This is a genomic window from Phreatobacter stygius (assembly GCF_005144885.1).
Taxonomy (GTDB): Bacteria; Pseudomonadota; Alphaproteobacteria; order Rhizobiales; family Phreatobacteraceae; genus Phreatobacter; species Phreatobacter stygius.
In genome coordinates, this window is sequence record NZ_CP039690.1 from 5,360,180 (window position 1) to 5,382,271 (window position 22,092).

23 protein-coding genes are annotated in these 22,092 nt (G+C 66.8%); 7 read left to right on the forward strand and 16 right to left on the reverse strand.

Going from position 1 to position 22,092, the window contains the following annotated elements:
* Nucleotides 1-94: 94 nt before the first annotated feature.
* From E8M01_RS25280 to E8M01_RS25310, 7 genes are all read right to left on the reverse strand, one after another.
* Nucleotides 95-1,039: a DUF6282 family protein gene (locus tag E8M01_RS25280; RefSeq protein ID WP_136962684.1), complete on the reverse strand. Its 945-nt coding sequence runs from the start codon at nucleotides 1,037-1,039 to the stop codon at nucleotides 95-97.
* Between the two features lie 34 nt (nucleotides 1,040-1,073).
* Nucleotides 1,074-1,856, reverse strand: coding sequence for an HpcH/HpaI aldolase family protein (locus tag E8M01_RS25285; RefSeq protein WP_136962685.1), 783 nt, complete (start codon nucleotides 1,854-1,856; stop codon nucleotides 1,074-1,076).
* 27 nt (nucleotides 1,857-1,883) lie between these two features.
* Entirely contained in the window at nucleotides 1,884-3,164 is a 1,281-nt protein-coding gene (locus tag E8M01_RS25290; protein WP_136962686.1) for a TRAP transporter large permease, read from the reverse strand.
* A gap of 9 nt (nucleotides 3,165-3,173) precedes the next feature.
* Nucleotides 3,174-3,752, reverse strand: a complete 579-nt coding sequence (locus tag E8M01_RS25295; RefSeq protein ID WP_136962687.1) for a TRAP transporter small permease — start codon at nucleotides 3,750-3,752, stop codon at nucleotides 3,174-3,176.
* 251 nt (nucleotides 3,753-4,003) lie between these two features.
* A complete protein-coding gene (locus E8M01_RS25300) occupies nucleotides 4,004-4,999 on the reverse strand; it encodes a TRAP transporter substrate-binding protein (protein WP_136962688.1) in 996 nt (331 codons plus the stop codon).
* A gap of 216 nt (nucleotides 5,000-5,215) precedes the next feature.
* Nucleotides 5,216-5,812, reverse strand: coding sequence for a TetR/AcrR family transcriptional regulator (locus E8M01_RS25305; protein ID WP_136962689.1), 597 nt, complete (start codon nucleotides 5,810-5,812; stop codon nucleotides 5,216-5,218).
* Nucleotides 5,813-5,908: 96 nt separating this feature from the next.
* Nucleotides 5,909-6,478, reverse strand: a complete 570-nt coding sequence (locus E8M01_RS25310; RefSeq protein WP_136962690.1) for a hypothetical protein — start codon at nucleotides 6,476-6,478, stop codon at nucleotides 5,909-5,911.
* Nucleotides 6,479-6,826: 348 nt separating this feature from the next.
* Here E8M01_RS25310 and E8M01_RS25315 point away from each other — a divergent pair, with 348 nt between their 5' ends.
* On the forward strand, nucleotides 6,827-8,038 hold the full coding sequence (locus tag E8M01_RS25315) for an aminotransferase-like domain-containing protein (protein ID WP_136962691.1): 1,212 nt from the start codon (nucleotides 6,827-6,829) through the stop codon (nucleotides 8,036-8,038).
* Between the two features lie 286 nt (nucleotides 8,039-8,324).
* On the opposite strand, the gene E8M01_RS25320 is transcribed toward E8M01_RS25315, so the two are convergent.
* The 3 genes from E8M01_RS25320 to E8M01_RS25330 all read right to left on the reverse strand — a co-directional run bounded on the left by E8M01_RS25320 (nucleotide 8,325) and on the right by E8M01_RS25330 (nucleotide 11,426).
* On the reverse strand, nucleotides 8,325-9,143 hold the full coding sequence (locus E8M01_RS25320) for an IclR family transcriptional regulator (RefSeq protein WP_136962692.1): 819 nt from the start codon (nucleotides 9,141-9,143) through the stop codon (nucleotides 8,325-8,327).
* A 128-nt stretch (nucleotides 9,144-9,271) separates the two neighbouring features.
* A complete protein-coding gene (locus E8M01_RS35140) occupies nucleotides 9,272-10,180 on the reverse strand; it encodes a cupin domain-containing protein (protein WP_170182070.1) in 909 nt (302 codons plus the stop codon).
* A gap of 517 nt (nucleotides 10,181-10,697) precedes the next feature.
* Nucleotides 10,698-11,426 (reverse strand): carbonic anhydrase, encoded by a 729-nt coding sequence (locus tag E8M01_RS25330; protein WP_136962693.1) that lies wholly within the window; start codon nucleotides 11,424-11,426, stop codon nucleotides 10,698-10,700.
* Nucleotides 11,427-11,727: 301 nt separating this feature from the next.
* Here E8M01_RS25330 and E8M01_RS25335 point away from each other — a divergent pair, with 301 nt between their 5' ends.
* A complete protein-coding gene (locus E8M01_RS25335) occupies nucleotides 11,728-12,030 on the forward strand; it encodes a hypothetical protein (RefSeq protein ID WP_136962694.1) in 303 nt (100 codons plus the stop codon).
* Nucleotides 12,031-12,234: 204 nt separating this feature from the next.
* Here E8M01_RS25335 and E8M01_RS25340 read toward each other — a convergent pair whose 3' ends face one another.
* The gene (locus tag E8M01_RS25340; RefSeq protein ID WP_136962695.1) at nucleotides 12,235-12,477 is read right to left on the reverse strand and encodes a hypothetical protein; all 243 of its coding nucleotides are present in this window, start codon (nucleotides 12,475-12,477) and stop codon (nucleotides 12,235-12,237) included.
* 339 nt (nucleotides 12,478-12,816) lie between these two features.
* On the opposite strand from E8M01_RS25340, the gene E8M01_RS25345 reads away from it, so the two are divergent.
* Nucleotides 12,817-13,284 (forward strand): YccF domain-containing protein, encoded by a 468-nt coding sequence (locus tag E8M01_RS25345; protein WP_136962696.1) that lies wholly within the window; start codon nucleotides 12,817-12,819, stop codon nucleotides 13,282-13,284.
* A gap of 129 nt (nucleotides 13,285-13,413) precedes the next feature.
* On the opposite strand, the gene E8M01_RS25350 is transcribed toward E8M01_RS25345, so the two are convergent.
* From E8M01_RS25350 to E8M01_RS25365, 4 genes are all read right to left on the reverse strand, one after another.
* A complete protein-coding gene (locus E8M01_RS25350) occupies nucleotides 13,414-14,298 on the reverse strand; it encodes a sigma-70 family RNA polymerase sigma factor (RefSeq protein WP_211596671.1) in 885 nt (294 codons plus the stop codon).
* A 67-nt stretch (nucleotides 14,299-14,365) separates the two neighbouring features.
* Nucleotides 14,366-14,830, reverse strand: a complete 465-nt coding sequence (locus tag E8M01_RS25355; protein ID WP_136962697.1) for a carboxymuconolactone decarboxylase family protein — start codon at nucleotides 14,828-14,830, stop codon at nucleotides 14,366-14,368.
* 158 nt (nucleotides 14,831-14,988) lie between these two features.
* Complete coding sequence (locus E8M01_RS25360) at nucleotides 14,989-15,216, reverse strand: hypothetical protein (RefSeq protein WP_136962698.1); 228 nt, start codon at nucleotides 15,214-15,216, stop codon at nucleotides 14,989-14,991.
* A gap of 215 nt (nucleotides 15,217-15,431) precedes the next feature.
* Nucleotides 15,432-16,418 carry a sigma-70 family RNA polymerase sigma factor gene (locus E8M01_RS25365; protein WP_136962699.1) on the reverse strand — a complete coding sequence of 329 codons (987 nt, stop codon included), beginning with the start codon at nucleotides 16,416-16,418 and terminating at the stop codon, nucleotides 15,432-15,434.
* A gap of 234 nt (nucleotides 16,419-16,652) precedes the next feature.
* On the opposite strand from E8M01_RS25365, the gene E8M01_RS35785 reads away from it, so the two are divergent.
* The 3 genes from E8M01_RS35785 to E8M01_RS25375 all read left to right on the forward strand — a co-directional run bounded on the left by E8M01_RS35785 (nucleotide 16,653) and on the right by E8M01_RS25375 (nucleotide 19,497).
* Nucleotides 16,653-16,778, forward strand: coding sequence for a hypothetical protein (locus E8M01_RS35785; protein WP_281287805.1), 126 nt, complete (start codon nucleotides 16,653-16,655; stop codon nucleotides 16,776-16,778).
* Nucleotides 16,779-16,900: 122 nt separating this feature from the next.
* Nucleotides 16,901-18,895 carry an HWE histidine kinase domain-containing protein gene (locus E8M01_RS25370; protein WP_136962700.1) on the forward strand — a complete coding sequence of 665 codons (1,995 nt, stop codon included), beginning with the start codon at nucleotides 16,901-16,903 and terminating at the stop codon, nucleotides 18,893-18,895.
* Between the two features lie 269 nt (nucleotides 18,896-19,164).
* Nucleotides 19,165-19,497, forward strand: a complete 333-nt coding sequence (locus E8M01_RS25375) for a hypothetical protein (protein ID WP_136962701.1) — start codon at nucleotides 19,165-19,167, stop codon at nucleotides 19,495-19,497.
* A 57-nt stretch (nucleotides 19,498-19,554) separates the two neighbouring features.
* On the opposite strand, the gene E8M01_RS25380 is transcribed toward E8M01_RS25375, so the two are convergent.
* A complete protein-coding gene (locus tag E8M01_RS25380) occupies nucleotides 19,555-20,010 on the reverse strand; it encodes a cupin domain-containing protein (protein ID WP_136962702.1) in 456 nt (151 codons plus the stop codon).
* 290 nt (nucleotides 20,011-20,300) lie between these two features.
* Between E8M01_RS25380 and E8M01_RS25385 the strand changes: the two genes are divergently transcribed.
* The gene (locus E8M01_RS25385) at nucleotides 20,301-22,025 is read left to right on the forward strand and encodes a serine aminopeptidase domain-containing protein (protein WP_170182071.1); all 1,725 of its coding nucleotides are present in this window, start codon (nucleotides 20,301-20,303) and stop codon (nucleotides 22,023-22,025) included.
* Nucleotides 22,026-22,092 lie beyond the last annotated feature (67 nt).

The following is a 22,092-nucleotide window of genomic DNA, read 5'->3' on the forward strand; positions in this document are numbered from 1 at the left end:
CATCCTCCTCGCAACCCACGATGTGTGAATGTCGTAGCCCCCAATGGGAGAGGGTTGGTTGCGCTTCGCTGGGGAGGGTTGGTTCGTCCGCCCCTCAATTCACCGCGATCCCCAACAGCTTCGCCGCGTTGGTCGAGGTGATCTTGCGGATATCCGCCCGCGAGATCTGGTGGTCGAGCATCTGGTCGACGATCATCCGGTAGCCGTCGACCGGGCGCGGCGCCTGGGTCAGGCCGAGATCCGAACCGAGAATGGTGCGGTCGACGCCGGCGACCTCGATCAGGTGGGCGAGATCGTCCATGTCGTGCTGCTTGGCGCGGCTTTCGACGAACATGCAGATCGAGTGCTCCATGGTGGCGCCGAGCGCCACCAGGCCGCGGATGTCCTCGTCGCTGCAGCCGATGACATAGCTCGGGTGGTTGACCATCAGTCGGCCGACGCCGCGCCTGCGGGCCTCCTCGAACAGCACGAACAATTCGCTGACATGCAGGTGGCCGCCGGCCAGGATGATGTCGCCCTCGGCGATCAGGTCGAGAATCTGCAAGGTGTCGTCGGTCAGCTTCTTGTTGCCGTCGAGCACGCTGAGCGCGGTCGGGTCGAGCATTTTCTGCGCCGTCTTGGGGAAGGTCTTGGCCGAATAGGCGTTGATGTGATTGGCCGCCGCGAAAGTCGGCATCCAGACGATCTTGGCCCCGAGCTTGATGGCGTGGTCGACCGCATAGGGGTTGAGCCCGCCGACCGCATTGTTGAGGGCGACGCCCGAGAACAGCTTCACGCCGGTATCCGGAAACAGGCCCTCCAGGATCTGGGCATGGGCCATGCCGGGATAGAAGTGATCCTTGTAGAGCACGGCTGCGAATTTCGCCGCGGCCGCGTCCATCAGCGCCTCGTGATGGTTGAGGATGCGCGGCATGGCGGCCGGGCCGCTGTGGCAATGCAGGTCGACGGCGCCGACCAGCAGTTCGGCGATATCGGCGGCGCGGTCGGGCGTGAAGCTGGGGCAGGGGACGACAGTGGGCAGGGTGGACGGCTGAGCCATGGCGGGAACCTCCAGTTGGCTATGAGACGATGGATCAGGCAGGGGCGAGCGCGGCGACCTCGGCGAGCGCCTTGGTGGCAGCGGTGCGCAGGAAGCCGAGATCGGTCGAGACGATGAAGGCCGAGGCGCCGCGCGCCTGGAACGCGGCGGCTTCCGCTGCGCCGCCGACCATGATGCAGACCGGCTTTCCGGCCCGCTTGGCGGCGGCGAAGATTTTCGTACAGGCCTCCTGGACCTCGGGGGCGTCGGGGCCGGCGGCACCGAGCGCCACCGTCAGGTCGCCGCGGCGGATGAACACGCCGTCGAGGCCGTCGACGGCAAGGATGGCGTCGAGCTGATCCAGCGCTTCCGGGTCCTCGATCATGCCGATGACGGTGACCTCGGCGTCCGCCGCCTCGATGTGTTGCCAGAGCGGTCGGGCGCCATAGCCGCCGGCGCGCGGCGAATTGGAAAAGCCGCGCTTTCCGCCGCGATAGCGGGCCGAGGCCACGACCTCGCGCGCCCTGTCGGCCGAGGCGACATGTGGCACCAGGATGCCGGTGGCGCCGTCGTCGAGCACCGACAGGATCTTCGCCGGCGTCGGCTCGGCGACCCTGACCAGGGCTGCGCTGCCGACCGCGCGCGCCGCCAGGATCGCCCCGTCGATGGTCACCCGGTCGAACGGCGCGTGTTCCTCGTCGATGACGACGAAGTCGAAGCCGAGCGCGCCGATGATCTCGACCGTGTGGGTCACCGGCGTCTTGATGAAGGTGCCGATGAGGTGATTGCCGGCGGCGAAACGCCGGCGGAAGGCGGAGGGGTGGGGTCTTTCGGTCATGACGGGTCTCCTCTCCGGCGCCGCCGCTCAGCGCGCGCCGAGCATGAGGTGGGGAAGCGCCAGCGTGACGGCGGGAATGGTGGCGACCACCGCCAGCAGCACGAGGCAAATGAAGAACATCGGCAGGACTTCGCGGCTGACCTCGATCACCGATTTGCCGGCGATGGCGCAGACCACGAAGAGGCAGACGCCGACCGGCGGGGTGACCATGCCGATGACCACGTTGAGGGTGACCATCACGCCGAACTGCACCGGGTCCATGCCGATCATCGTGCAGACCTTCATCAGGATCGGCATGGTGACGATCATCACCGAGATCGGCTCGAGGAACTTGCCGAGCAGCAGGAGCATGATGTTGAGCATGAGCAGCACGACGAGCTTGTTGTCGCTGATGCTGAGCAGGCTCTCGGCGAAGCGTGTCGGCACTTCCTCCACGGTCAGGGCGAAGGCGACGATGCTCGCCATGGCCAGGATGAACAGGAGGCCCGAGGTGGTGATGGCGGTGGTGCACAGCGCCTCCCACAGCCGCTTCATCGTCAGCTCGCGATGCAGCGCGCCGACGATGAAGGCATAACCGACCGCGACAGCCGCCGATTCCGTCATGGTGAAGATGCCGCTCTTGACGCCGCCGACGATGATGACCGGCAGCATCAGGGCCGGAATGGCCGCGACTAGCGAGCGGCCGCGCTCGCCCCAGTCGGCGCGCGGCATGGACGGGAAATTGTATTTCCAGGCCTTCCAATAGGCATAACCAAGCAGCGACAGGCCGAGCAGCAGGCCGGGAATGATGCCGGCGATGAACATTTGCCCGATGGAGGCGCCGGACAGCACGCCATAGATGATCATGGTGATGCTCGGCGGGATCAGCGGGTCGATCACCGCGCTCATCGCCACCAGCGCCGCGCCATAGGCCGCCGGAATGCCCTGGCGCGCCATTGCCGGGATCATCAGCGAGCCGATGGCCGAGGACTGCGCGATGGCGCTGCCGGAAATGCCGGCGAACATGATGCTGGCGAGCACGGTCACCAGCGACAGGCCGCCCTTCATATGGCCGACCAGGGCATTGGCGAACTTGATCATGCGATCGCTCAGGCCCCCGAGATTCATCAGGTTGCCGGCAAGCAGGAACAAGGGGATGGTCAGGAGCACGAACTGGTCGACACCGGCCAGCATGCGCTGCGGCAGCGCGCCGACCAGCGACCAGTTGTCGGTGAAGGCGAGATAGAGCATGCCGCCGACGCCGAGCGCCAGCGAGATCGGCACGCCCAGCAGCAGGAAGGTCATGAACAGACCGAGAAAGCTGAACATCGCTTGAGCCTAGGCGTTTGAGGACGGGGGCTGGGCGGCGCCGGTGCCACCCCGAGCCAAGGCGATGACCTCGTCGACAAGGCCGACCACGATATGGGCGAGCAAGATCACGGAGCCGACCGGCACGGAGACATAGATCCACCAGACCGGCAGCCCGGCGGGCCGGCCGGTGAGCGAGCCCCAGATGAAGTCGATCGCCGGAATGGTCTGGGATTTGAACCGGTCGGCATGGACGAGGCCGGTCTCGATCAGCAGATAGAGGAAATAGCAGACCGGCAGCGACACGATCAGCCGGATCAGGAAGCGCCAGGGCCCCGCGATGCGCGTGCCGATCAGGTCGAGCGCCACCAGTTCGCCTTGGCTATAGGCGATGCCGATCAGCAGGAAGGTCTGCCAGATCAGGATGTAGCGGCAGAGCTCCTCGGCCCAGATCAGCGAGGCGCCGAACAGGTAACGTGCGACGACCTGGACCAGCATGATGCCGACGATCGCCGCCATGGAGAGGCCGGCAAAGGCCCAGAGGACCCGGGTATAGAGCTGCACGAAGCCATTCCGCGGCGGCGCGGCCGATGTGTCTGGCGGTGTCATGGTCGGTTTTTCCGCGAGGTCGTGGGCGTCTAGGGCGGCAAGCGTGGTCTTTGATCGATAGGGCCGGATGGCCTCGCACTCAGGTCGGTCGTCCTTCGAGGCTCAGGCGTGAACCACCTCCCTTCACCTCCCCCCGGCGGGGGAGGTCGGCGGGCAGTGGTTCACGCTGCCCGTCGGGGAGAGGTAGAGGCTGGTGGTTCACGCCTGAGCCTCGAAGGACGACACCTCGACGTGCAAGGCGTCGGTCGATCTCACGCCGCGGCTTGCGCCTTCTCGACGAATTCGGCGATCAGCGGCGACTGCGCGGCATATTGGGCGATCAGCGGCCGCATCTTCTCGCGCATGGCGGTGAGATCCTCGAGCTCGGTGATCTGCACGCCCTTGGCCTTCAGGAGGTCGCGGGCCGAGAGGTCCTGGTCGCGGGCATAGTCGAGCGCTGCCTGCGTCGAACTGCGCCCGGCTTCCCGCATGGCGGCTTGAATCTCGGCCGGCTGCCTGTCGAAGAAGGTCTTGTTGGCGGCGATGACGGCGTGCCAGGGATAGTGGCCCGTCAGCGTCAGGTTCTTGCCGACCTCCCACAGGTTCTCGCCGAGGATCGACGAGACGTTGATCTCGACCGCGTCGATGACCTTGGTCTCCAGCGCGCCATAGACCTCGCCATAGGGCAGGCCGACGGGCGATGTGCCCGCTGCCTCCCAGATCGACTTGTGCAGCGGCACCGGCACGATGCGGGTCTTCAGGCCGGTGAAATCGGCGACCTTCTTCACCTGGCGGGTGGCCGAGAGGAAGTGGCGCTGGCCGATATCGGTGACTTCGAGGCCGACGAGGCCGGCGGGCGCGAGGTCGTCGAGGATCTTCTGGCCGATGTCGCTCACCGCCATCTTGCCGAAATGGGCATAGTCCTTCAGCAGGAACGGCAGCTGAAAGGCGTTGAGCGCGGAGCGCCCGGTGACCAGCGGGAACAGCACGCCGCTCGCCAGGCACAATTGCGTCGTGCCGGCGATGGCCGATTCGAGGTTCTGCTTGTCGTCGCCGAGCTGGCGGTTGCCGAAGATCTGGACGTTGACCCGGCCCGGGACGAGCTTTTCCAGCGCTTCCTTGAATTTCACCGCCGCGACATGGCCGGGATGGATCTCGGCGGTGGCGTGGGCCAGGCGCATGCGGATCGGGCTCTGGCCGCGGACAACGAAGGGGCTCGTGAGCGCCGCCGCGGCGACCCCGACGGAGACGATGCGTCTGGTCAGCATGGTGTTTCCTCGTGTGTGTTCTTGTAGACGAAACGATGTTCTGTGAATCGATTATCTACAGTCGCTTCGAGGCGTCAAGACCCATTCGATGGCTGTGCAATCGGCCGGACGGCGGATCACCGGCGGATCACCGGCGGATCGGCGCGCCGGCGCGCCATGAGGCGCGCAAATGTGCAAGGAATTGCGTGCGCGGGTGCAAGCCGGGCGACAGGCGGCCTAAGCGGGCACCGAGCCGGAGCGAAGGACGCGCAGATAGCCTCCGATCACCCTGCGGAAGGCGGTTTCGACATCGTCCTTGCCTTCCAGCAGGCAGAGGAGGCCGGTTCCCTCAACCAGGCCAAGGCACTGATCGGCAATGATGTCTGGCGGCAGGGCGAGGGTGAGCCGCCCTCTGTCCTGCTCGCGGCGGGCGGCGGCCGCGACCTGCGCGCGGGCCTCGCCGATCCGCGCCGCGATGACGGGTTTCACCTTGGGCAGGATCGAGAACAGAAACCGGTGATAGGCCCCGATATCAGGCACCACAGCGGAAATGGCTTCGAGCAGGCGCGCATAGCCCGACCAGATATCCTGCACGACCGCGTCAAGGGTGGCCTCGGCCCCGCCGGCGGTTCCGTCCCCCGGCTCGAAGAAGCGCAGAATGAAATACTGGATCGTCGCGTCGTGCAGCGCGTCCTTGTCCGCGAAGTGGTGATAGACGGCGCCCTTCGACAGGCCGCTGGCCTGCACCAGATCCGCCATGCTGGCGCCCTCGTATCCGCGCTCCAGGAAAAGGCGGAACGCGCATGCGATGATCCGGGTCCGGGTGTCGGTCATGGCGTCCTTGGCCTGCGAAAAACCATGCCGCCCGCTGCGGGGCCCATGGCTCGGTTGGTGCCCGACGTCCGTCGGGCTGGAATGACGCTGGCGCCGTCAGGGCCGCCGAGCTTCGATCGGGGCCGCAGAGCGGTAGTGGTCGACGGCGAAGCTGAAGACCACCTTCAGCATGAACAGGATCGCGACGACTTGCATGAACGGCGACAGGCCGGGCCACACGGGGATCGCGCCAAGGCCGAGGGCGAGCAGCAGCCCGGCGACAAAGGTCTGCAGGCGGCTGGCGTTCAAGGCATTGACGAGCGCCGCCGCGGCGATCGTGTAGAGCCACACTGCCACCGCCGCCTGGAGGTCGGCGCCGACGAGCAGCGCGACGACGACGACATGCCCATGCACGGCGATGAAGATCCAGCGGTTGCGTGGGCGGGTGGCGTAGAAGTCGTTGGTCGCGCGCGTGAAATTGGCGGCGCATCCGGCCGCGATGTCGAGGACGAGAGCCAGGGCCGGCAAGCTGCGCCAGAGCGGCAGGCCTTGCATCGCCTCGGGACAGGCGAGTGCCAGGGCGACCGTCGCGCCGACGCCGAAGGCCAAGATGGCGACGAGTTCGAAGACGGTCTGGGACTCTCCGAGGACATCGTGCAGGTGGCGCGGGATCGCAACGGCTTTCATCTCGGCTCCAGGGAGTCAGACCGACCGGTCGGTCTTTTTCTAGGCCAATGCGATCGGTCAGGTCAATCCGGGGTCGTCGGCCGTGCCGCTCGATGCGCCGGCGGCTGACATTGAATCAGAACCTTGACCAGGCGGGGCAAGACGTTGGCCGGACACGTCAATCGGCGCCGAGCGGCGTGGCCGCGGAAGCCTGGCGGCATCGCCGCCTGGGGCGCGGCGACCGGCTCGCCACGTAGCTGATGGCCGGCCCCGCCTCCAGCGAATGCCAGACATGCCAATTAGGTCAGCATTATTGACATAATATGTCGCAGGGATCATGGTGCGCGCAACAAACCTCAAGAGGACGCCATGGGCTGGGACGCCTTGTTTGCAAGCCGCGCGCAGAGAATGCGCGCATCCGAGATCCGCGAGCTGCTGAAGCTCCTGGAACAGCCGGACATCATTTCATTCGCCGGCGGCATCCCCGATCCCGCGCTGTTCCCGGACGAGGCTTTTCGCCTTGCCTATCAGGCGGTGCTGGCCGAGGCCGGCGCCGGCGTGGCCTTGCAATATTCGGTCAGCGAGGGCTTTCCGCCGTTGCGCCAATGGCTGGTCGGGCAAATGGCCGGCATCGGCATCCCCTGCGGCATCGACAATGTGATGATCACCTCGGGCTCGCAGCAGGCGCTGGACTATCTCGGCAAGCTCTTGCTGTCGCCCAATGACACCGCCCTGGTGACCTGGCCGACCTATCTCGGCGCAGTGCAGGCGTTCAACGCCTACGAACCGCGTTACGACCGCCTGACGCCCGGCCTCGGCAATGTGACGCCCGCGGCCTATGCCGACGGTGCAAGGCAAGCCGGCGGGCGGGTGAAACTTGCTTATCTGACGCCGGATTTTGCCAATCCGACCGGCGAGACCATGGACCGCGCCGCGCGCGAGCGGATGCTTGATCTCGCCGACGAGCTCGATATCGCGGTCATCGAGGATTCGGCCTATCAGGCACTGCGTTACGACGGCGAGGCGGTGCCCTCGATCCTGGCGCTCGACATCGCCAGGCATGGCGACATCGAGAAGACCCGCACGATCTATTGCGGCAGCTTCTCGAAGACCCTGGCGCCGGGCCTGCGGGTCGGCTGGATCTGCGCCGCCAAGCCGGTCATCGCCAAGCTGGTGCTGATGAAACAGGCGGCCGATCTGCACAGCCCGAGCATCAACCAGATGGCCATGCATCACGTGGCCGAAAACGCCTTCGCCGCCCAGGTCGTGAAGATCCGCGCCGCCTATCGCCACCGGCGCGACCGCATGCTCGCCGAACTCGAGCGCCACATGCCGGAAGGCGTCACCTGGTCCAGGCCCGAGGGCGGCATGTTCATCTGGCTGACCTTGCCCGAAGGCATGGATGGGGCGGCATTGCTGGCACGCTCGATCGAGACCGCACGGGTCGCCTTCGTGCCGGGCCGGGCTTTTCACGCCGACGGCTCCGGCGGCAATACCATTCGCCTGAGCTTCTCGCTCGCCGGCGACGAGGCGATCAGCGCGGGCATTGGCCGGTTGGGGCGGCTGATCGCAGCGAGATAGCGAATGGCGAATAGCGAATAGGGCATGATGCGACGCGCGCGTGAACCCTCGCCCGCGTCTTCGCGGGAGAGGGTGGCCGCGTCAGCGGCCGGGTGAGGGTGGTTGCGTCAAAGCGCGACGTACATTTTTGCGTCGAATTGATTGGCGAAGCAGATTTGGGGCCCTCACCCGCCGGCTACGCCGGCACCCTCTCCCACGAAGACGCGGGAGAGGGTTTGCGCGCTCGTCGCATCATGCCCTATTCCCCACTCCCCACTCGCCACTCGCCACTCGCCATTCGCCCGTCTCACATCCCCTTGCGCTGCGGCAGGGCTTTGCCGCGGCCTTCCCGATACCCGAGATCGGCGGAGATGCGGGCCGCGGCTTCGACCACGCTGTCGATCTGCTCCGCCGTCGGCTCGGCACCGATATGCTGGATCGAATCGACAATGGCGAGCGAGCCGGCAAAGGCGCCGAGCGCGTCGAAGACCGGGGCGGCGAGCGCGTTCAGCCCGATCAGCGCTTCGTTGGGCGCCACCGCCCAGCCGCGCGCCAGCGTCCGTTCGATCTCGGCCTTGAGCGCCTGCGGATCGGTCATGGTATCCGGTGTCGACTGTGCGAGCTTCGAGCGCAGCACCCGCTGGCAGGTGACGTCGTCGCCATAGGCCAGCGCGAGCTTGCCCTGGGCGCTGGAATGAAACTCCAGCATCGAACCGGGTTTGACGCCGATCTCGATATTGGACCGGCCCGGGATGAGCGAGAGGATGCGCACGCCGTCCGGTTCCGGCAGGCTGAGGACCACGGGATGGCCGAGCTTGTCGCGCAGCGTGCGCATCATGGTGCGCGCGGCCCCGGCCAGCTCGTATCCCTCGCTGACCGCCTGGCCGAGCGCCATCAGCCGGGCGCTGACGCGATAACGCTCGGTCTCGGTCTCCTGGATCAGATAGCCGGCGGAGACCAGCGTCTGCAGGTGCCGGTAGATCCGGCTCTTGGTCGTGCCGAAGGCGCGCGTCAGTTCGGTAACGCCGACGGCGCGCTGAGCTTGGGCAATGAATTCGAGCGTCTGGAGCGCGAGCAGCACCGCCTGCACGCCGTTCCCGCTCGATTCTCCTGAAATACGGGGCATGGAAAGACCCTAAGCGGTTGCAGGCGTTTCGGAAAGCCGTCCGGAAGGGCGGATCATGCGGTCAGCGGGGAGCGCGAATGACGTCATTCAGCCCGACGCATGCCGTCATGCGTCCAGCGTGAATGAAGTCATTCACTGGGAATGTCGGGATAGTCAGCGGCATTCAACACCCAGCCGTCCTGGCGTGAGAAGTCTGTCCGTGGCGGCGAGAAGATGTCGACGAGCTGGTTGGTGCCCGGTTCCAGGCCGCGCGAGGTGTGGATCGCCGGAGGCGGAATGACGAGCGCCGAGGGTGAGGCGAAATGGGCATGGTCGTCGTTGCGCCAGGCATTCAGGTCGGTGGTCCAAGGCCAGCGCAGGTGATGGACGAAGGCGCCTTCCAGCGCCAGCGAGCATTGCTCGAAATCGTCGTGGTGGTGGGGCGACAACTTGGTGATGTCGCGTGGGCCGACCTGCGGGTCGAGGATGTTCACCATGAAGGTGGTGCAGCGGAAGATCCGGCCGAAGCGGCCGGGCTTGGGCGGCACGTCAATGGAATAGGCGCGGATGCGATAGCCTTCGGGAGGAGCCGGCCAGGGCTGGAACTTCGGGATATTGCCGCGGTGCTCGGCATAGGAGGCGCGGTTGGGGCAGAGCGCCACCAGGTCCTCGGCCTCGGCCGTGACCAGGCGGACGATGCGGCCGGCCGAGAGCGCGGTCACCTGGCTCGGGCCGGGCGGCACCACCACCAGCGCCGGGCCGGTGATCCGTTTCACCTCCTCGCCAGCGCGGATTTCGACCTCATGACCGCGCTGCGGCACCAGCACGACATATTCGTCGGCCTGGACGGCGCGCGCCAAGCTGGCGCCGGGGCTTGCTTCGGTCAGCGCAAGCACGAAATTCTGCCCGCGGATGAACCAGGACCGACCAGTGGCGTCGTCGATCTGCGGCGCATCGTCATAGAAGCGGCCATATTCGCCGCCGGCGAAGGTGGCGGGCAGGGCGGCCGCCGGCGTGGCGGTGGCCAGCTGGGCGCGCGGGTCGTTGCGGTCGTACATGCATCCTCTCCCGAGACGTTTTGTTGTTCGAAACATAAAAGCGGTTGTCGAAACAACGAAACATGACGGGCGGCCGTCTTGTCAAGGCAGCGGATGCGGGGAGGGGACGGACCGGGAGGACCCGGGCGACTGGCGAGCCGCGCGCGGCCGACAGGGCACGATGCGAAAGGTTTCGTGCAAACCCTTTCGCTCGGGAGCTAGGTGTGAGGTCCCAATAGGTTATCCACTCGGTCCGGACCGAGGAAGCCTTGCACGATGAGCGCCGTGAGATCGAGGCTGGCGCCGGAGCGAGGTCAGATGGGCGGTTCCGGCACGAGTCTCGAAGGACGCAAGGCCCGCCAGCTTTCACCGCCGATCGTTAGATGTGTGAATCCGCTGGCTCCCTTGGGAGAGGGCCGCGGGCGCCCATGCTGAATCGGGATCTTCGCCGGTCGGCGCAAGGCTCTGACCCGACTCAGGTTTTGCCAGTACAATGCGAAGGCCTGTCACGCCGGCGCCAGCGGCAGGCCCGCGGCTCTCAGATCAGTGTCACCTTGCCGGTCGACAAGTCGTAGACGCCACCGACCACCTGAAGCCTCTTGCCCGCGACACGCGCCGACAGGATCGGCGCGGCGACCTTCAGCTTCTCGACGTTCAGCCGGACATTGGCGATGGTTGCGGCCGCCATCAGGTCGGCCGGATTGTCCGTTTTCGCCGCATCCACCGCCGGGCGGATGGCATTGATCAGCGCCGGCAGGTGACCGGGCAAAGTGGTGTTGTTCCGGACGACGTCGATGGTCGCACTGACCGCGCCGCAGCCGCTGTGGCCGAGCACCAGGATGACCGGCGCGCCCAGCACCTCCGAACCGAACTCCAGGCTCGCCAATCCGTCCTCATTGACGAAATTGCCGGCCACCCGCACCACGAACAGGTCGCCCGGGCCCTGGTCGAAGGCAAGCTCCGGGGCGATGCGCGAGTCGGCGCAACTGACGATCGAGGCGATCGGGTGCTGCGACTGGGCCAGTGCGGCGCGCCGGGCGGAGAAATCGCGCTCGTTCGGAGTATTGGCGGCGTAGCGGGCATTGCCCTCCATGATGCGCTTGAGCGCAGCCTCGGCCGAGATGGCATTCTGTGGCGGGCTTTGCGCCGATGCCGGGGCGAGGCCGGTAACGGCCATGCCGCCGGCAAGCGCGAGGCCGCAGGAGGCCTTCAAAAGGGAGCGCCGGGAGAACCGGCCGAAAGCGGGAGATCCGCATGACTCGCACATGAGCTGTCCCTCCAAGGTCTGTCCGGCGCGTCATTGCGCCCGGGCCGAGGCCCATGCGCCATTTGCAGCTGGCGGAAGGGGTGCCTGGAAGCCCAAATATTGCAGCTATCGGTTCAGGGTTTCCGTGGCGTTAAGCCGCTGGAGACAATGCAATCTATGGGAGCGCCCGTGCGGATGGCGCGCGAGGGCGAACGCGTTCCCGCGGTCGCGACGAGCCGCGCCCTATCTCCTGACGACCTCGCGTGCTAGCTTCACCAGCGTGTCAGCACAAAACCCCAGCACCACGCCAGCGACCGAGGCCGTGCGCCTCGGCCTCCGATTGCACCCGGATATCGTGGCGGCGCTCGACCGGTTCATCACCGAGGAAAAGCCCGGCGCCAGCCGGCCTGAGGCATTGATCGCCGCCTTTGTGGAATGGGCCAACGGGCGGGGTTATCTCGTCGGCGGCCCGTCGGTGCGATCGCCTGCCCAGCGCAAGGTGTCGGAAGAACGGGTGCGCACCCATGCCGCGGCCAAGGTCGACGTCATGTTGGCCAATGTGCCGGCCAGCGCCGACGACAAGGCGAAGCGCCGGGGCAAGCTGACCGACAAGCAGAAGCCCTGAAGGCCGGCGTCCGGCTTCAGAAGATGGCCGGCAGCATCGAGCCGATGGCCACGGCCATGATGAAGCCGATCACCATGAGGGTCGAAACATAGGCCAGATCCAGACTGCGCATCTCGACCTCCTATTGACTGTTTCGCCGCAGGTGCCCGCGGTGGCTGCCTCGATGTCCCCTGATCGCCGCCATATGGCGGTTCGCCCCGCGGATCAGGCCGCCATCGCGGCCTTGCGCCGTCCGGCGGCGAGCCCGGCCGAGAGCAGCGGCTGGACCGAACGCAAGCCGGCATTGCCGGTCTCGACGATCGCCGTGGCAATGGTCGCCCGCGCCATGACATCGTTCGGGGCGACGCGGAGCTGGTCGCAGCAGCGGCAGAAGACCGCTTCCATCAGCCGCAGTTCCTGAGGTGAATAGGAACCGATCGGACGCGGCTCGCGGGTCACTTTCGGCATGCTGGTCATCCCTTCGCTGAAAGGGCCGGGAGCATGGCTCGTCATGCAGTCGCCGGCGCCGAGGTTGTCCTGGCCAGCGATCCCTGATCATAGCACGGCCCAGGGCGGGATGACGGAAAATCGGGCCGGCCGCGCGGCTACCGGCCCGGCGAGATCCGCCTGATGCGGCCGGGTGGCGCCGACGCCGCTCGCTCCCCATTTTGTGCATGGCTCCGGATCGGGCGAGATGCCGGATGTTTCGCCGGTGGCCGAACCGCTCGCGGGACGCTACACCCCAGCCTTGCCGGGTCGGGCATCCGGCGCCGGGCAGGCGCGCGGGCAAGTGGGATCGAGGGTTGAATGGACGCGCTTCGCTTCGCCGGTAATGTCCTGTGGTTCCTGCTCGGCGGTCTGATTGCCGGCCTGATGTGGTATCTCGCCGGGCTGATCGCGGCGGTCACCATTGTTGGCCTGCCCTGGGCTTTCGCCTGTTTCCGGCTGGGCAATTACACCTTCTTTCCTTTCGGTCGCGAGGTCATTTCCAAGCGCGAACTGTCAGGCGAGGGCCAGGGCGCCATGGCGCCGCTGCGTCTGATCGGCAATATCATCTGGTTCGTGCCGATCGGCTTTTCGCTGATGGTGGTGCATATCCTGGCTGCGATCGCCTGCTTCATCACGATTATCGGCATTCCCTTCGGTTATGCCCATCTGAAGCTCGCCCAGGCCTCGGTTTTCCCGCTCGGCAAGCGGATCGTCGCAACGGATGTCGCCAACCTCGCCCGCGAACGCAATGCCGCCAGCGTCTTGGCCGCGCTGCGCTGGCGGTAGGGGATAGAACGCGAATAGCGAATGGCGAATGGGGCATGATGTGAGACGCTTTGCGCATGGCCCTTGCCGCCGGAGGCAAGCGATGCGCTCCCCCTTCATCCCCATTCGCTATTCGCTATTCGCCACTCGCTATTCGCCACTCGCCCCCACCATCGCCCCGATACGCTGCAGCTTGTCCGGATTGCGGGTCACATAGATCGCCACGATCCGGCCGTCCTCGATCGCGAAGGCGGTGGTTTGCAGCACGCCGTTCTGCAGTGAGACGATGCCGGGCAGGCCATCGATCAGGCCGCGCGCCAGGATCTGCGGCGGCAGATAGCCGGGCCGTTTGGAAAGGTCTGCGAAGAACTGCGCCACGGCCTGGCCGCCGATGATTGGCGCCGGGGCCGCCGGGCGCTTGCCGCCGCCATCGGCCTGGGCCACGACATCGGCGGCGAGCAGGCTCCTGAGCGCCGTCACGTCGCCCGAGCGCGTCGCCGCCATGAAGGCATCGGCAATTTCGAGACCGCGGTCGCGCGAGACCGGAAAGCGTGGTCGCGCCGCCCGCACATGATCGCGGGCGCGCGCCGCCAATTGCCGGCAGGCGGCGGGTTCGCGGCCGATGGCCTCGGCCACCGTGTCGAAGTCCTGGCCGAACACGTCATGCAGCAGGAAAGCCGCGCGCTCGAGCGGCGACAGCCGTTCGAGCGCCATCATCAGGGTCAGCGTCAGGTCGTCGGCATCGCCGGCTTCGGGCTCGGCTTCGAATATCGGCTCGGGCAGCCACGGACCGATATAGGTCTCGCGCCGGGCCCGGGCCGATTTCAACTGGTCGAGGCAGAGCCGGGTGACGGTGCGGGTCAAGAACGCTTCCGCGTTGGCCACCGCCACACGGTCGGTCTTGTGCCAGCGGACATAGGCGTCCTGCACGACATCCTCGGCCTCGGCGAGCGAGCCGAGCATGCGATAGGCGATGCGAATGAGCCGCGGCCGCATCCGGTCAAAGGCCAATCCGTCCTCACCCATTGTCGTCATGCTCCTGCGCGTCATGTCTTGGTTGTCATGCCTTGGTCGTTACGCCGTGGTCGTTACGCCGTGGTCGTTACGCCGCTTGGCCGACCGGCTGGTCGACCGGGTGCACGAAGCGGAAACCGATGGCGAAGCGGTTCCAGGCATTGATCGTGATGATCATCAAGGTGAGCTTGACCTGCTCTTCCGGCGAAAATTCGGCCTGCAGAGCCTGGTAATCTTCGTCCGATCCATGGGTTTCGGCGACCCGGGTGAGCGCTTCGGTCCAGGCCAGCGCCGCCCGTTCGCGCGCCGTATAGAGCGGCGATTCGCGGAACGCGTCGAGCAGCAGCAGCCGCTCCGCCGTCTCGCCGGCCTTCATCGCCTCCTTGCCGTGCATGTGGATGCAGTTGGCGCAGCCATTGATCTGCGAGGCCCGCATCTTGACCAGTTCCAGGAGGTTCTTTTCCAGGCCGCTCTCGGTGGCCTTGGCGCCAAGGTCGAGCAAGGCCTGCATCGTGGCGGGGGCGGCGGCAAAGGGGTTCAAGCGCGGTTTCATCTGTCGTCTCCTGTCGAAGGCGCTTCTGGAGCGTCCGACGCCAAGACGAGGAGGCATTGTCCGGTGTGACATGCCCTGCGAAGATTTTTGTCCGCGCGGTTCCAAGTAATTGTTTTAGAAGGCTAAAAATTTTGTGTCGGCACGCCGCCGCGACCTGCTCAGTCGCTGCGCCAGCGGCGCATGGAGCGATAGCCGTCGTCACGTTGGCGATAGACCCGCCGCTCGTAGACGCGTCGGCCGCGGCCATTGTCGGTGATGATGGTGTCGACCCGGGTGTGAACGCCATTGGAGGAGTTCGAACTCGAGTTCGACGAGGTATTGCCGGCTTGACCTGGTGTCGCGAGGGCAAGGGTCGCCAGCACCGAGGCGATGAGCAGATGTTTCATCGCGGATCTCCTGTTTCCGAGCGGAGTGCGAGCAAGCCTGATCCGGCTTGAACGGGCGATGAACCGGCCGGTCACGTGTCGCGCCGGCGTGGTGTCCAGGTCGCTCGGGGCCATGCCTAGTCGTACCGGCCGGTTCGATCCTGCGGTGCGTCAATGTCGACAGGGCGTGTCGCATGTCGCGGCCCTCCGGGGTGACCGGCTGACGCTGGTCGAGCTCAAGCGCCTGACGGCGGCCGAATTGGCGCCCGGGCCGGCGCCAAGCCGCCCATGACATCGCGCATGACGCCGTCCATGACATAGCGGGCGTAGCGGAAGTCGCGGATGCGGACGATCCGGTCGCCGGCCCAACCGAGCAGCACCGGGTAAAGTGGTGTGGCGGTGGCATCGGCGGGATCGCTGACCAGCAGACAAGGCTGCCCGTCGACGAAGCCGGCCGATACCAGCCAGGCATCGATCCGCGCGTAATTGGAAAAATAGCCGGCGACGTCGGACCGGCCGTTCAGCCGCTTGCGATTGACCAGGTCGAGTTCGACCTCGTCGGCGAGCCGATCGCGGATCGCATCGAAATCGCGGGCATTGAAGCGCTCGACGTAGAAGGCGAGCAGCCGGCGCTGATCCCCTGAGAGTACCGGCGAAACCAGGTCTTCCGGTTCGTCGGCGAGCCGGCGCAGCCGCGCCCGGCCGCGCGCCAGCACCGCCTTTACGGCGGTTGGGCTCGTCTCCAGGACCGCCGCGGTTTCCTTCAGCGAATAGCCGAGGACGTCGGCCAGGATGACACTGCCGCGCTGGGCGACCGACAGCCGCATGAAGGCGGCGAGGCTGGCGGCGACCACCGCGCGATCGCCGGTCCGGTCGGCCGGATCGGCCAGCGCTTCGGCGTCGGCTTCGTCGGGAAAAGCGACGTGCAGTGCCGCGCTCCTGGCCCGCCGGCGCAGGAAATCGAGCGCGGCATTATGCGCGATGCGGAACAGCCAGGCCTCGGGCACCGCAATCGTCCCGACCCGCCGCCGCGCCTCCATGGCTTTGACCAGCGTCTCCTGCACCACGTCCTCGCCGTCGATCACCGAACCGGTCATGCGCGCGCAGTAGCGGTGCAGTTTCGGTCGGAGCGCCGCGAAGACCCGGTCGAGATCGGCCTCGGTGCTTGCGGCGCGGACGACAGGCGCTCCCGCGGTACCGAGGACAATTCCCTGAAATCCCATGGCCAAACCTCATGCAGGCGCGCGTCGCCTCTTGCCCAAGGACGTTCGGCACCGGTCGAAAGAGACGGCCGCGGGAAATATTTTTGCAGCCGCATCCTTTTCGAGCCGCAACACGTCTTCAGCCGCGCGACGAAAAGCTTTTCCGAACCCAGCCCCTCCGGAGCGAGGGCGGTTCACCCGCGCCATACAGGGCGCCGGCGCCGCCCTGGTCATGCCGCCGGCGGCGGCAACCCGTTGACCGACTTGCCCGCCTTCAAGGCCTTTGCCGCCGACGTCCGCGGCCGCTGCGAGGCGCCGCCGGTTGCGGTGGCGCTGACGGAGATCGGCAGTTATCGGATGTTCGGTGCACAAGGCAGCTGAAACAAAGCGGATGCCCCGGCACGGAAACCGCCCTATAGTCGCGCATCGTTCGACCTCGCCGGGGCGCCGGATCGTCTGTTTGCGCCTTGTCAATTGGATGCCTCGTATCGGGACGGGGCCGGATGTTTGCGGAGAATCGCACCCTGGTTCCAGCCGACGTGTTGATCACCGAAGAACTGCGCAGGCGCCCGTTCAAGCCGGCCAATCTCCAGGCCGAGGCTGAGGCTTTCCGCGAGCTCTCGAGCCTGATCGCGCGCAATCCGAACCGGGCGATCAATCGTTTCATGGAGCTTGCGGTCAGGTTGTGCCGGGCCGGTTCGGCCGGACTGAGCCTGATCGACGAGAACGAGGCGGGCGCGGAGGAATTTGTCTGGGAGGCGATATCGGGTGCGCTGAAAGGCCATGTCGGCGGCACCATGCCGCGCCATTTCAGCCCCTGCAGCCTCTGCCTCGACGCCGGACGCACCGTCCTGGTCCGTCAGCCGTCGCTGACTTTCAGTGCGTTCGAGGCGCTCGCGCAACCGGTGACCGAAGAACTGGTGGTGCCGCTCTTCGACACCGGCGGCCTGGCGCTCGGTGCGCTCTGGGTGGTCCATCACGAGGCCGACAAACGTTTCGATGCCGAGGACGCGCGCGTCATGGAGCATCTGGCGGTCCAGCTGGTGCTGGCGCTCAAGCTGCGCGACCGGATGGAGAAGAAGGTCAGCGCCCATCGCAGCAACGTGGCGCTGCGCGAGACCAATATCGAGCTCGCCGAGACCTCGGCCTTCCTCCAGAGCATTCTCGATTCCAGCACCGACTGCATCAAGGTGCTGAGCCTGGACGGCACGCTGGAACTGATGAATTCCGGCGGCCTCGGCGTCATGGAAATCGACGACTTTGCCGATGTCGCCGGCTGTTCATGGCCGACCATGTGGAGCCCTGGAACCGGTGACGGCGACGACAACGACGCCCGGCGGGCCATTCGCATCGCCGCCGCCGGTGGCATCAGCCGCTTCCAGGGGTTCAGCCCGACCGCCAAGGGCACGCGGAAATGGTGGGATGTGGCGGTCACTCCGATCATCGGCGAAGACGGCCGGCCGCAGAAACTGCTCGCCGTGTCGCGCGACATCAGCGGCGTCAAGGCGGCCGAGGAGCGCCTGGCGGCGAGCGAGCGGCGGCTGCGGGTCGCCCAGAATTTCGCCGAGGTCGGCACCTTCGAATGGGATATCGGCAGCAATATCGTCTACCCGTCCGAGGAGTTTTGCCGGCTTTGGGGTATCGAGCCGCAGGCGGCGCTGCCCGGCGACATCTTTTCGACCCATGTCCATCCCGATGACCGGCATCTGCTGCTCGCCCGCCGTGACGGGCCCATCGAAAATGCCGGAGACTATGTCGAATATCGCGTCATGCAAGGCGAGGAGGTGCACTGGCTGGCCCGCCGTGGCGATGTGCTGCGTGATGCCGAGGGACGGCCAACCAGCGTGCTCGGCGCCTGTTTCGACGTCACCGACCGGCGCAAGGCCGAGGAGCAGCAGCGCCTGCTGATGCAGGAACTGACCCACCGGGTGAAGAACACCATGGCGATGGTGCAGGCGATCGGCTCGCAGACCCTGCGCAGTGCCCATTCGGTGGAAGAGGCCGGCATCGCTTTTGCCGCCCGCATGCAGGCGCTGTCGGCGGCCCACGACGTGCTGATTCATTCGAACTGGTCGAGCACCAGCCTCAGGCCGCTGATCGAACGGGCGGTCCGGTTGCACGACGATACCGGCAGCCGTTTCAGCCTGGACGGACCCGAGCTGGTTCTGGGGCCGCGGGCGGCGCTGACCCTGGCGCTGACCTTGCATGAACTTGGCACCAACGCGCTGAAATATGGCGCCCTGTCCAACGACCAGGGCCGGGTCGCGCTGAAATGGACGGTCGATGACACCGGCGCCGGGCGACGGGTGGTGATGAGCTGGCGTGAGACGGGCGGGCCCAAAGTTGCCCCGCCCTCCGCCAAGGGCTTCGGCTCGCGGCTGATCCGGCTCGGCTTCGGCGTGCCGTCCGGCGTGGTCGACCTCGATTTCGCCGACGGCGGCGTGACCTGGACGGCCAGCGCCGCACTGGCCGAAATCCAATTCTCCTCGGGAGACTGAGCGGCGGCCGGATCGGGCAAAAAAAGAGCCCGTTCCAGGCACGGAACGGGCTTTTGGAGTCTACAGGCGCGAAGGGCGGGAAGCCGCTTCGATCATCCAACCGCGCCGGGGCCGGAAAGTTCCATGAGGCTCGTTTGACCGCTGCGGATCAAATGCCAAGACCCGTCGAAGCAGCCGGCTCATGCGCTCGGGTGGAGGCGGCCTGTCACGAATCTATGGTAGGATCACGTCGCCTTGGACCCTGTTGGCCTGGATCGCGTCGAACCCTCATGCGCCTGTCGATCATTCCCGTTCTGTTGCTCACCTTCGTTCTTGCCGGCTGCTCCACCGCCATGGCTCCACCCATCGTGGTCAATTCGGCCCGCGCGATGGAAGAGGAGGCGGCCTGCATTGGCACTCTGTTCAGGACGCGCCTGGAGCTGGTCAGGGTGGCCAACCTCCGTGACGGCGTCGAGATCGTGTCGGTCGACCAGGTCGGGCTGATCGTCGCACGTGCCGAGATCCGACGGGTCGGACGCGGCAGCCGGGTGGCGCTCGAAGTGCGCGACTTCGCCCGCTATTTCTACGAGGACATGGTGCATCGCTGCGCCGGGACGCGTTGACGAGCGCATTGGCCGGCAAACGCGGCGGCCGGCGCCGTCGTCTCGAAGGGGCCGGGCTCAGCCGGCGTTACCCGCGAGCGGCATTCCGGGCGGGGCGCCGCGCACCAGGCTTTTCAGCTTGTTGAAGCCGCGCAGGGCAAAGCCCAGCGGTTGCGGCAAGGCGTGGCGGCAGAAGGCCAGCTTCCTGACATAACGCGGTACGTGCCAGCGCGCCGTGGTGCCGGAGCGGAACAGCGCGACGTCGCCGGCTTTCAGCATCCGCGGCGCGAGGCCTTCCGTGCTGACCTCGACCTCGCCCTCCAGGATATGGACGGTCTCGTCGACGCCGAAATGCCAGTTGAACGTGCCGGCCGTACAATCCCAGACCAGGCTGACCGCCGTGCCGTCGGTGGAACGCGACAGTTCGGTGGCGCGCGCCACCGGGGCGCCCGCGACGATCCAGGCCGGCGTGATCGGCGCGGGTTGCAGCACGACACTGTCAATGGCGCTGCTGACGATGGGGGGCTGGCTCATCACGGTCTCCTTGCCGCCATCAGACGGCGGAAAGGTTAGCCCAGCCTTAGGATGATCGCTCCGAACGGCGGCATTTCCCGGGTTTGGTAAATGGTCAGTGGCCAATAGCGAATGGCGAATGGGACATGAGGCGGCGACGGCATTGAATGACCCCGCCGGAATTCTCTCCGGAGAGAAGGGCTGATCGATGCGCGTTTCGCATCATGCCCCATTCGCCATTCGCCACTCGCCCCGACAATTTCCTTTGCGCTAACCGGCCTCTGCCATCATCGCCTGCCTGGAGGCGAATGATGATCCCTGTGGCATCGGACGATTGCGCGGCCTGGCTGCACCCGGCCGCCGGACCGGCAGCGCGGGACCGGGGCGTCGTTCTGGTGCCGGCGCTCGGCTTCGAGGAGCTGTGCACGCGCCGGACTTTGCGCATCCTGGCCGACCGGCTCGCTGCGGCCGGCTTGCCGACCCTGCGCTTCGACCTGCACGGCACGGCGGATTCGCTCGGCGATGACACCGCGCCGGACCGGCTCGCCCGCTGGACCGCCGATATCAATCGCGCGGTCGACCGGCTGCGGGGCCTGACCGGTGTGACCGAAGTCGTGCTGATCGGGCTTCGCTTCGGCGCGCTGGTGGCCGCCCATGCCGCCGCCGGGCGGGACGATATCGCCATGCTGGGACTGCTCGCGCCGCCCGCCTCCGGCAAGGCCTATGCCCGTGAAACGGCGGCGCTGGCGCGGATCATCGCGGCGCAGCCGGCCAATGGCGCAGGCGGCATCACGGTCGCCGGCTTCCATGTGACCGAGGCAACGGTTCAGGCGCTGAAAGGCCTGGGCTGGCCGGCGGCGCCTTGCCGGCGCCTGCTGGTCGCCGCGCCAGGCCAGGCCGCGGCAGGCAAAGGGGCAAAAGGTCTCGCCGATCGGTTCGTCGCGCCTGATGTCACCCTGCAGAGGCTCGCCTTCACCGGCTATGAAAGGATGATCTGCGACCCGACCGCCTCGGAGGCGCCCTTCGCCGTCATCGACGAGGTCGTCGCCTGGGCCGGCGACGGCGCGTCAGCCGCTCTTGCTCCGGTCTCTGCGCCGGCGCCGGGCCTGCTGAAAGCCGATGCCTTTACCGAAGAAGCGGTGACCTTCGGGCCGGACAACCGGCTCGCCGGTATTCTCTGCCGTCCGGTCAGGCAAGCGGCCCATACGATCATCCTGACCAATTCCGGCGGCACGCCGCATATCGGCTGGGCGCGCATGACGGTGACCTTCGCCCGCGCCCTGGCGGCTGAAGGCATTGCCTCGCTGCGCCTGGACTTCCAGGGCCTGGGCGACAGTCGGGCCGAAACGGACGAGCCGACGCCTTTCTATTACGATACGGCGACACCGGCCGATATCATTGCAGCGGTCGACCTCTTGGCCGCGCGAGGTCTGAGCGACGTGACCGTGTCGGGCAATTGCAGCGGTGCCCACCACGCTTTCCATGCGGCGCTGGCCGACCGGCGCATCCGCGGGCTCGTGCTCACCAACCTGCAATGTTTCATCTGGGGGCCGCGCTACAAGCTGCCGCTCGGTGCCTGGATGGCGGCGCTGCCGGTCAGCATCGACCTGAAGAAGCGCCAGGAGGACGAGGAACTGAGCGAGGCGGCGCGCCAGGTGGCCCGCTGGAAGGAGCGCACCGTCGCGCTCGCCCGGCGCTACGCCAAGCCGGCGGTCCAGGCGCTGCAGCAACTGGCGGGCCGGCTCAGCCGGCATGAGGCCACCGGCGACGCCGAAAATCCGGTGGCCGCCGGTTTCGACGAACTCTCGCGCCGCGGCACGCGCATCCTGCTGGCCTATAGCGAGGGAGACCCCGGGCTCGACGAGCTGGCGCTCTACATGGGTCCTGACGGTATCGAGGCGACCCGGCTCGCGGGCGTCGCGAAGCGGATCATCGCCGGCGCCGACCATCCGATGACGCAAAGCCATGCGCGAACTGCTCTGCTGGCGCTGATGATTGGCTTCTTGGCCGGGCGCGACGAAGCCAGGGCGGCATGAGGCCGGCGGACCGGCGTTGCCGAAGATGCTGAAAGTGGTCTTGGCGAGCACCACATACTGGTGCTGT

What these genes read in the sequence shown, in the direction of transcription:
- E8M01_RS25375 (WP_136962701.1), top strand. Translation starts at nt 19,165, where the DNA reads ATGCGCCTGTCGATCATTCCCGTTCTGTTGCTCACCTTCGTTCTTGCC.
- E8M01_RS25295 (WP_136962687.1), bottom strand. Translation starts at nt 3,752, where the DNA reads ATGACACCGCCAGACACATCGGCCGCGCCGCCGCGGAATGGCTTCGTG.
- E8M01_RS25315 (WP_136962691.1), top strand. Translation starts at nt 6,827, where the DNA reads ATGGGCTGGGACGCCTTGTTTGCAAGCCGCGCGCAGAGAATGCGCGCA.
- E8M01_RS25345 (WP_136962696.1), top strand. Translation starts at nt 12,817, where the DNA reads ATGGACGCGCTTCGCTTCGCCGGTAATGTCCTGTGGTTCCTGCTCGGC.
- E8M01_RS25305 (WP_136962689.1), bottom strand. Translation starts at nt 5,812, where the DNA reads ATGACCGACACCCGGACCCGGATCATCGCATGCGCGTTCCGCCTTTTC.
- E8M01_RS35140 (WP_170182070.1), bottom strand. Translation starts at nt 10,180, where the DNA reads ATGTACGACCGCAACGACCCGCGCGCCCAGCTGGCCACCGCCACGCCG.
- E8M01_RS25310 (WP_136962690.1), bottom strand. Translation starts at nt 6,478, where the DNA reads ATGAAAGCCGTTGCGATCCCGCGCCACCTGCACGATGTCCTCGGAGAG.
- E8M01_RS25365 (WP_136962699.1), bottom strand. Translation starts at nt 16,418, where the DNA reads ATGGGATTTCAGGGAATTGTCCTCGGTACCGCGGGAGCGCCTGTCGTC.
- E8M01_RS25380 (WP_136962702.1), bottom strand. Translation starts at nt 20,010, where the DNA reads ATGAGCCAGCCCCCCATCGTCAGCAGCGCCATTGACAGTGTCGTGCTG.
- E8M01_RS25300 (WP_136962688.1), bottom strand. Translation starts at nt 4,999, where the DNA reads ATGCTGACCAGACGCATCGTCTCCGTCGGGGTCGCCGCGGCGGCGCTC.
- E8M01_RS25285 (WP_136962685.1), bottom strand. Translation starts at nt 1,856, where the DNA reads ATGACCGAAAGACCCCACCCCTCCGCCTTCCGCCGGCGTTTCGCCGCC.
- E8M01_RS25350 (WP_211596671.1), bottom strand. Translation starts at nt 14,298, where the DNA reads ATGACGACAATGGGTGAGGACGGATTGGCCTTTGACCGGATGCGGCCG.
- E8M01_RS25370 (WP_136962700.1), top strand. Translation starts at nt 16,901, where the DNA reads ATGTTTGCGGAGAATCGCACCCTGGTTCCAGCCGACGTGTTGATCACC.
- E8M01_RS25340 (WP_136962695.1), bottom strand. Translation starts at nt 12,477, where the DNA reads ATGCCGAAAGTGACCCGCGAGCCGCGTCCGATCGGTTCCTATTCACCT.
- E8M01_RS25355 (WP_136962697.1), bottom strand. Translation starts at nt 14,830, where the DNA reads ATGAAACCGCGCTTGAACCCCTTTGCCGCCGCCCCCGCCACGATGCAG.
- E8M01_RS25330 (WP_136962693.1), bottom strand. Translation starts at nt 11,426, where the DNA reads ATGTGCGAGTCATGCGGATCTCCCGCTTTCGGCCGGTTCTCCCGGCGC.
- E8M01_RS25280 (WP_136962684.1), bottom strand. Translation starts at nt 1,039, where the DNA reads ATGGCTCAGCCGTCCACCCTGCCCACTGTCGTCCCCTGCCCCAGCTTC.
- E8M01_RS25290 (WP_136962686.1), bottom strand. Translation starts at nt 3,164, where the DNA reads ATGTTCAGCTTTCTCGGTCTGTTCATGACCTTCCTGCTGCTGGGCGTG.
- E8M01_RS25385 (WP_170182071.1), top strand. Translation starts at nt 20,301, where the DNA reads ATGATCCCTGTGGCATCGGACGATTGCGCGGCCTGGCTGCACCCGGCC.
- E8M01_RS25360 (WP_136962698.1), bottom strand. Translation starts at nt 15,216, where the DNA reads ATGAAACATCTGCTCATCGCCTCGGTGCTGGCGACCCTTGCCCTCGCG.
- E8M01_RS25320 (WP_136962692.1), bottom strand. Translation starts at nt 9,143, where the DNA reads ATGCCCCGTATTTCAGGAGAATCGAGCGGGAACGGCGTGCAGGCGGTG.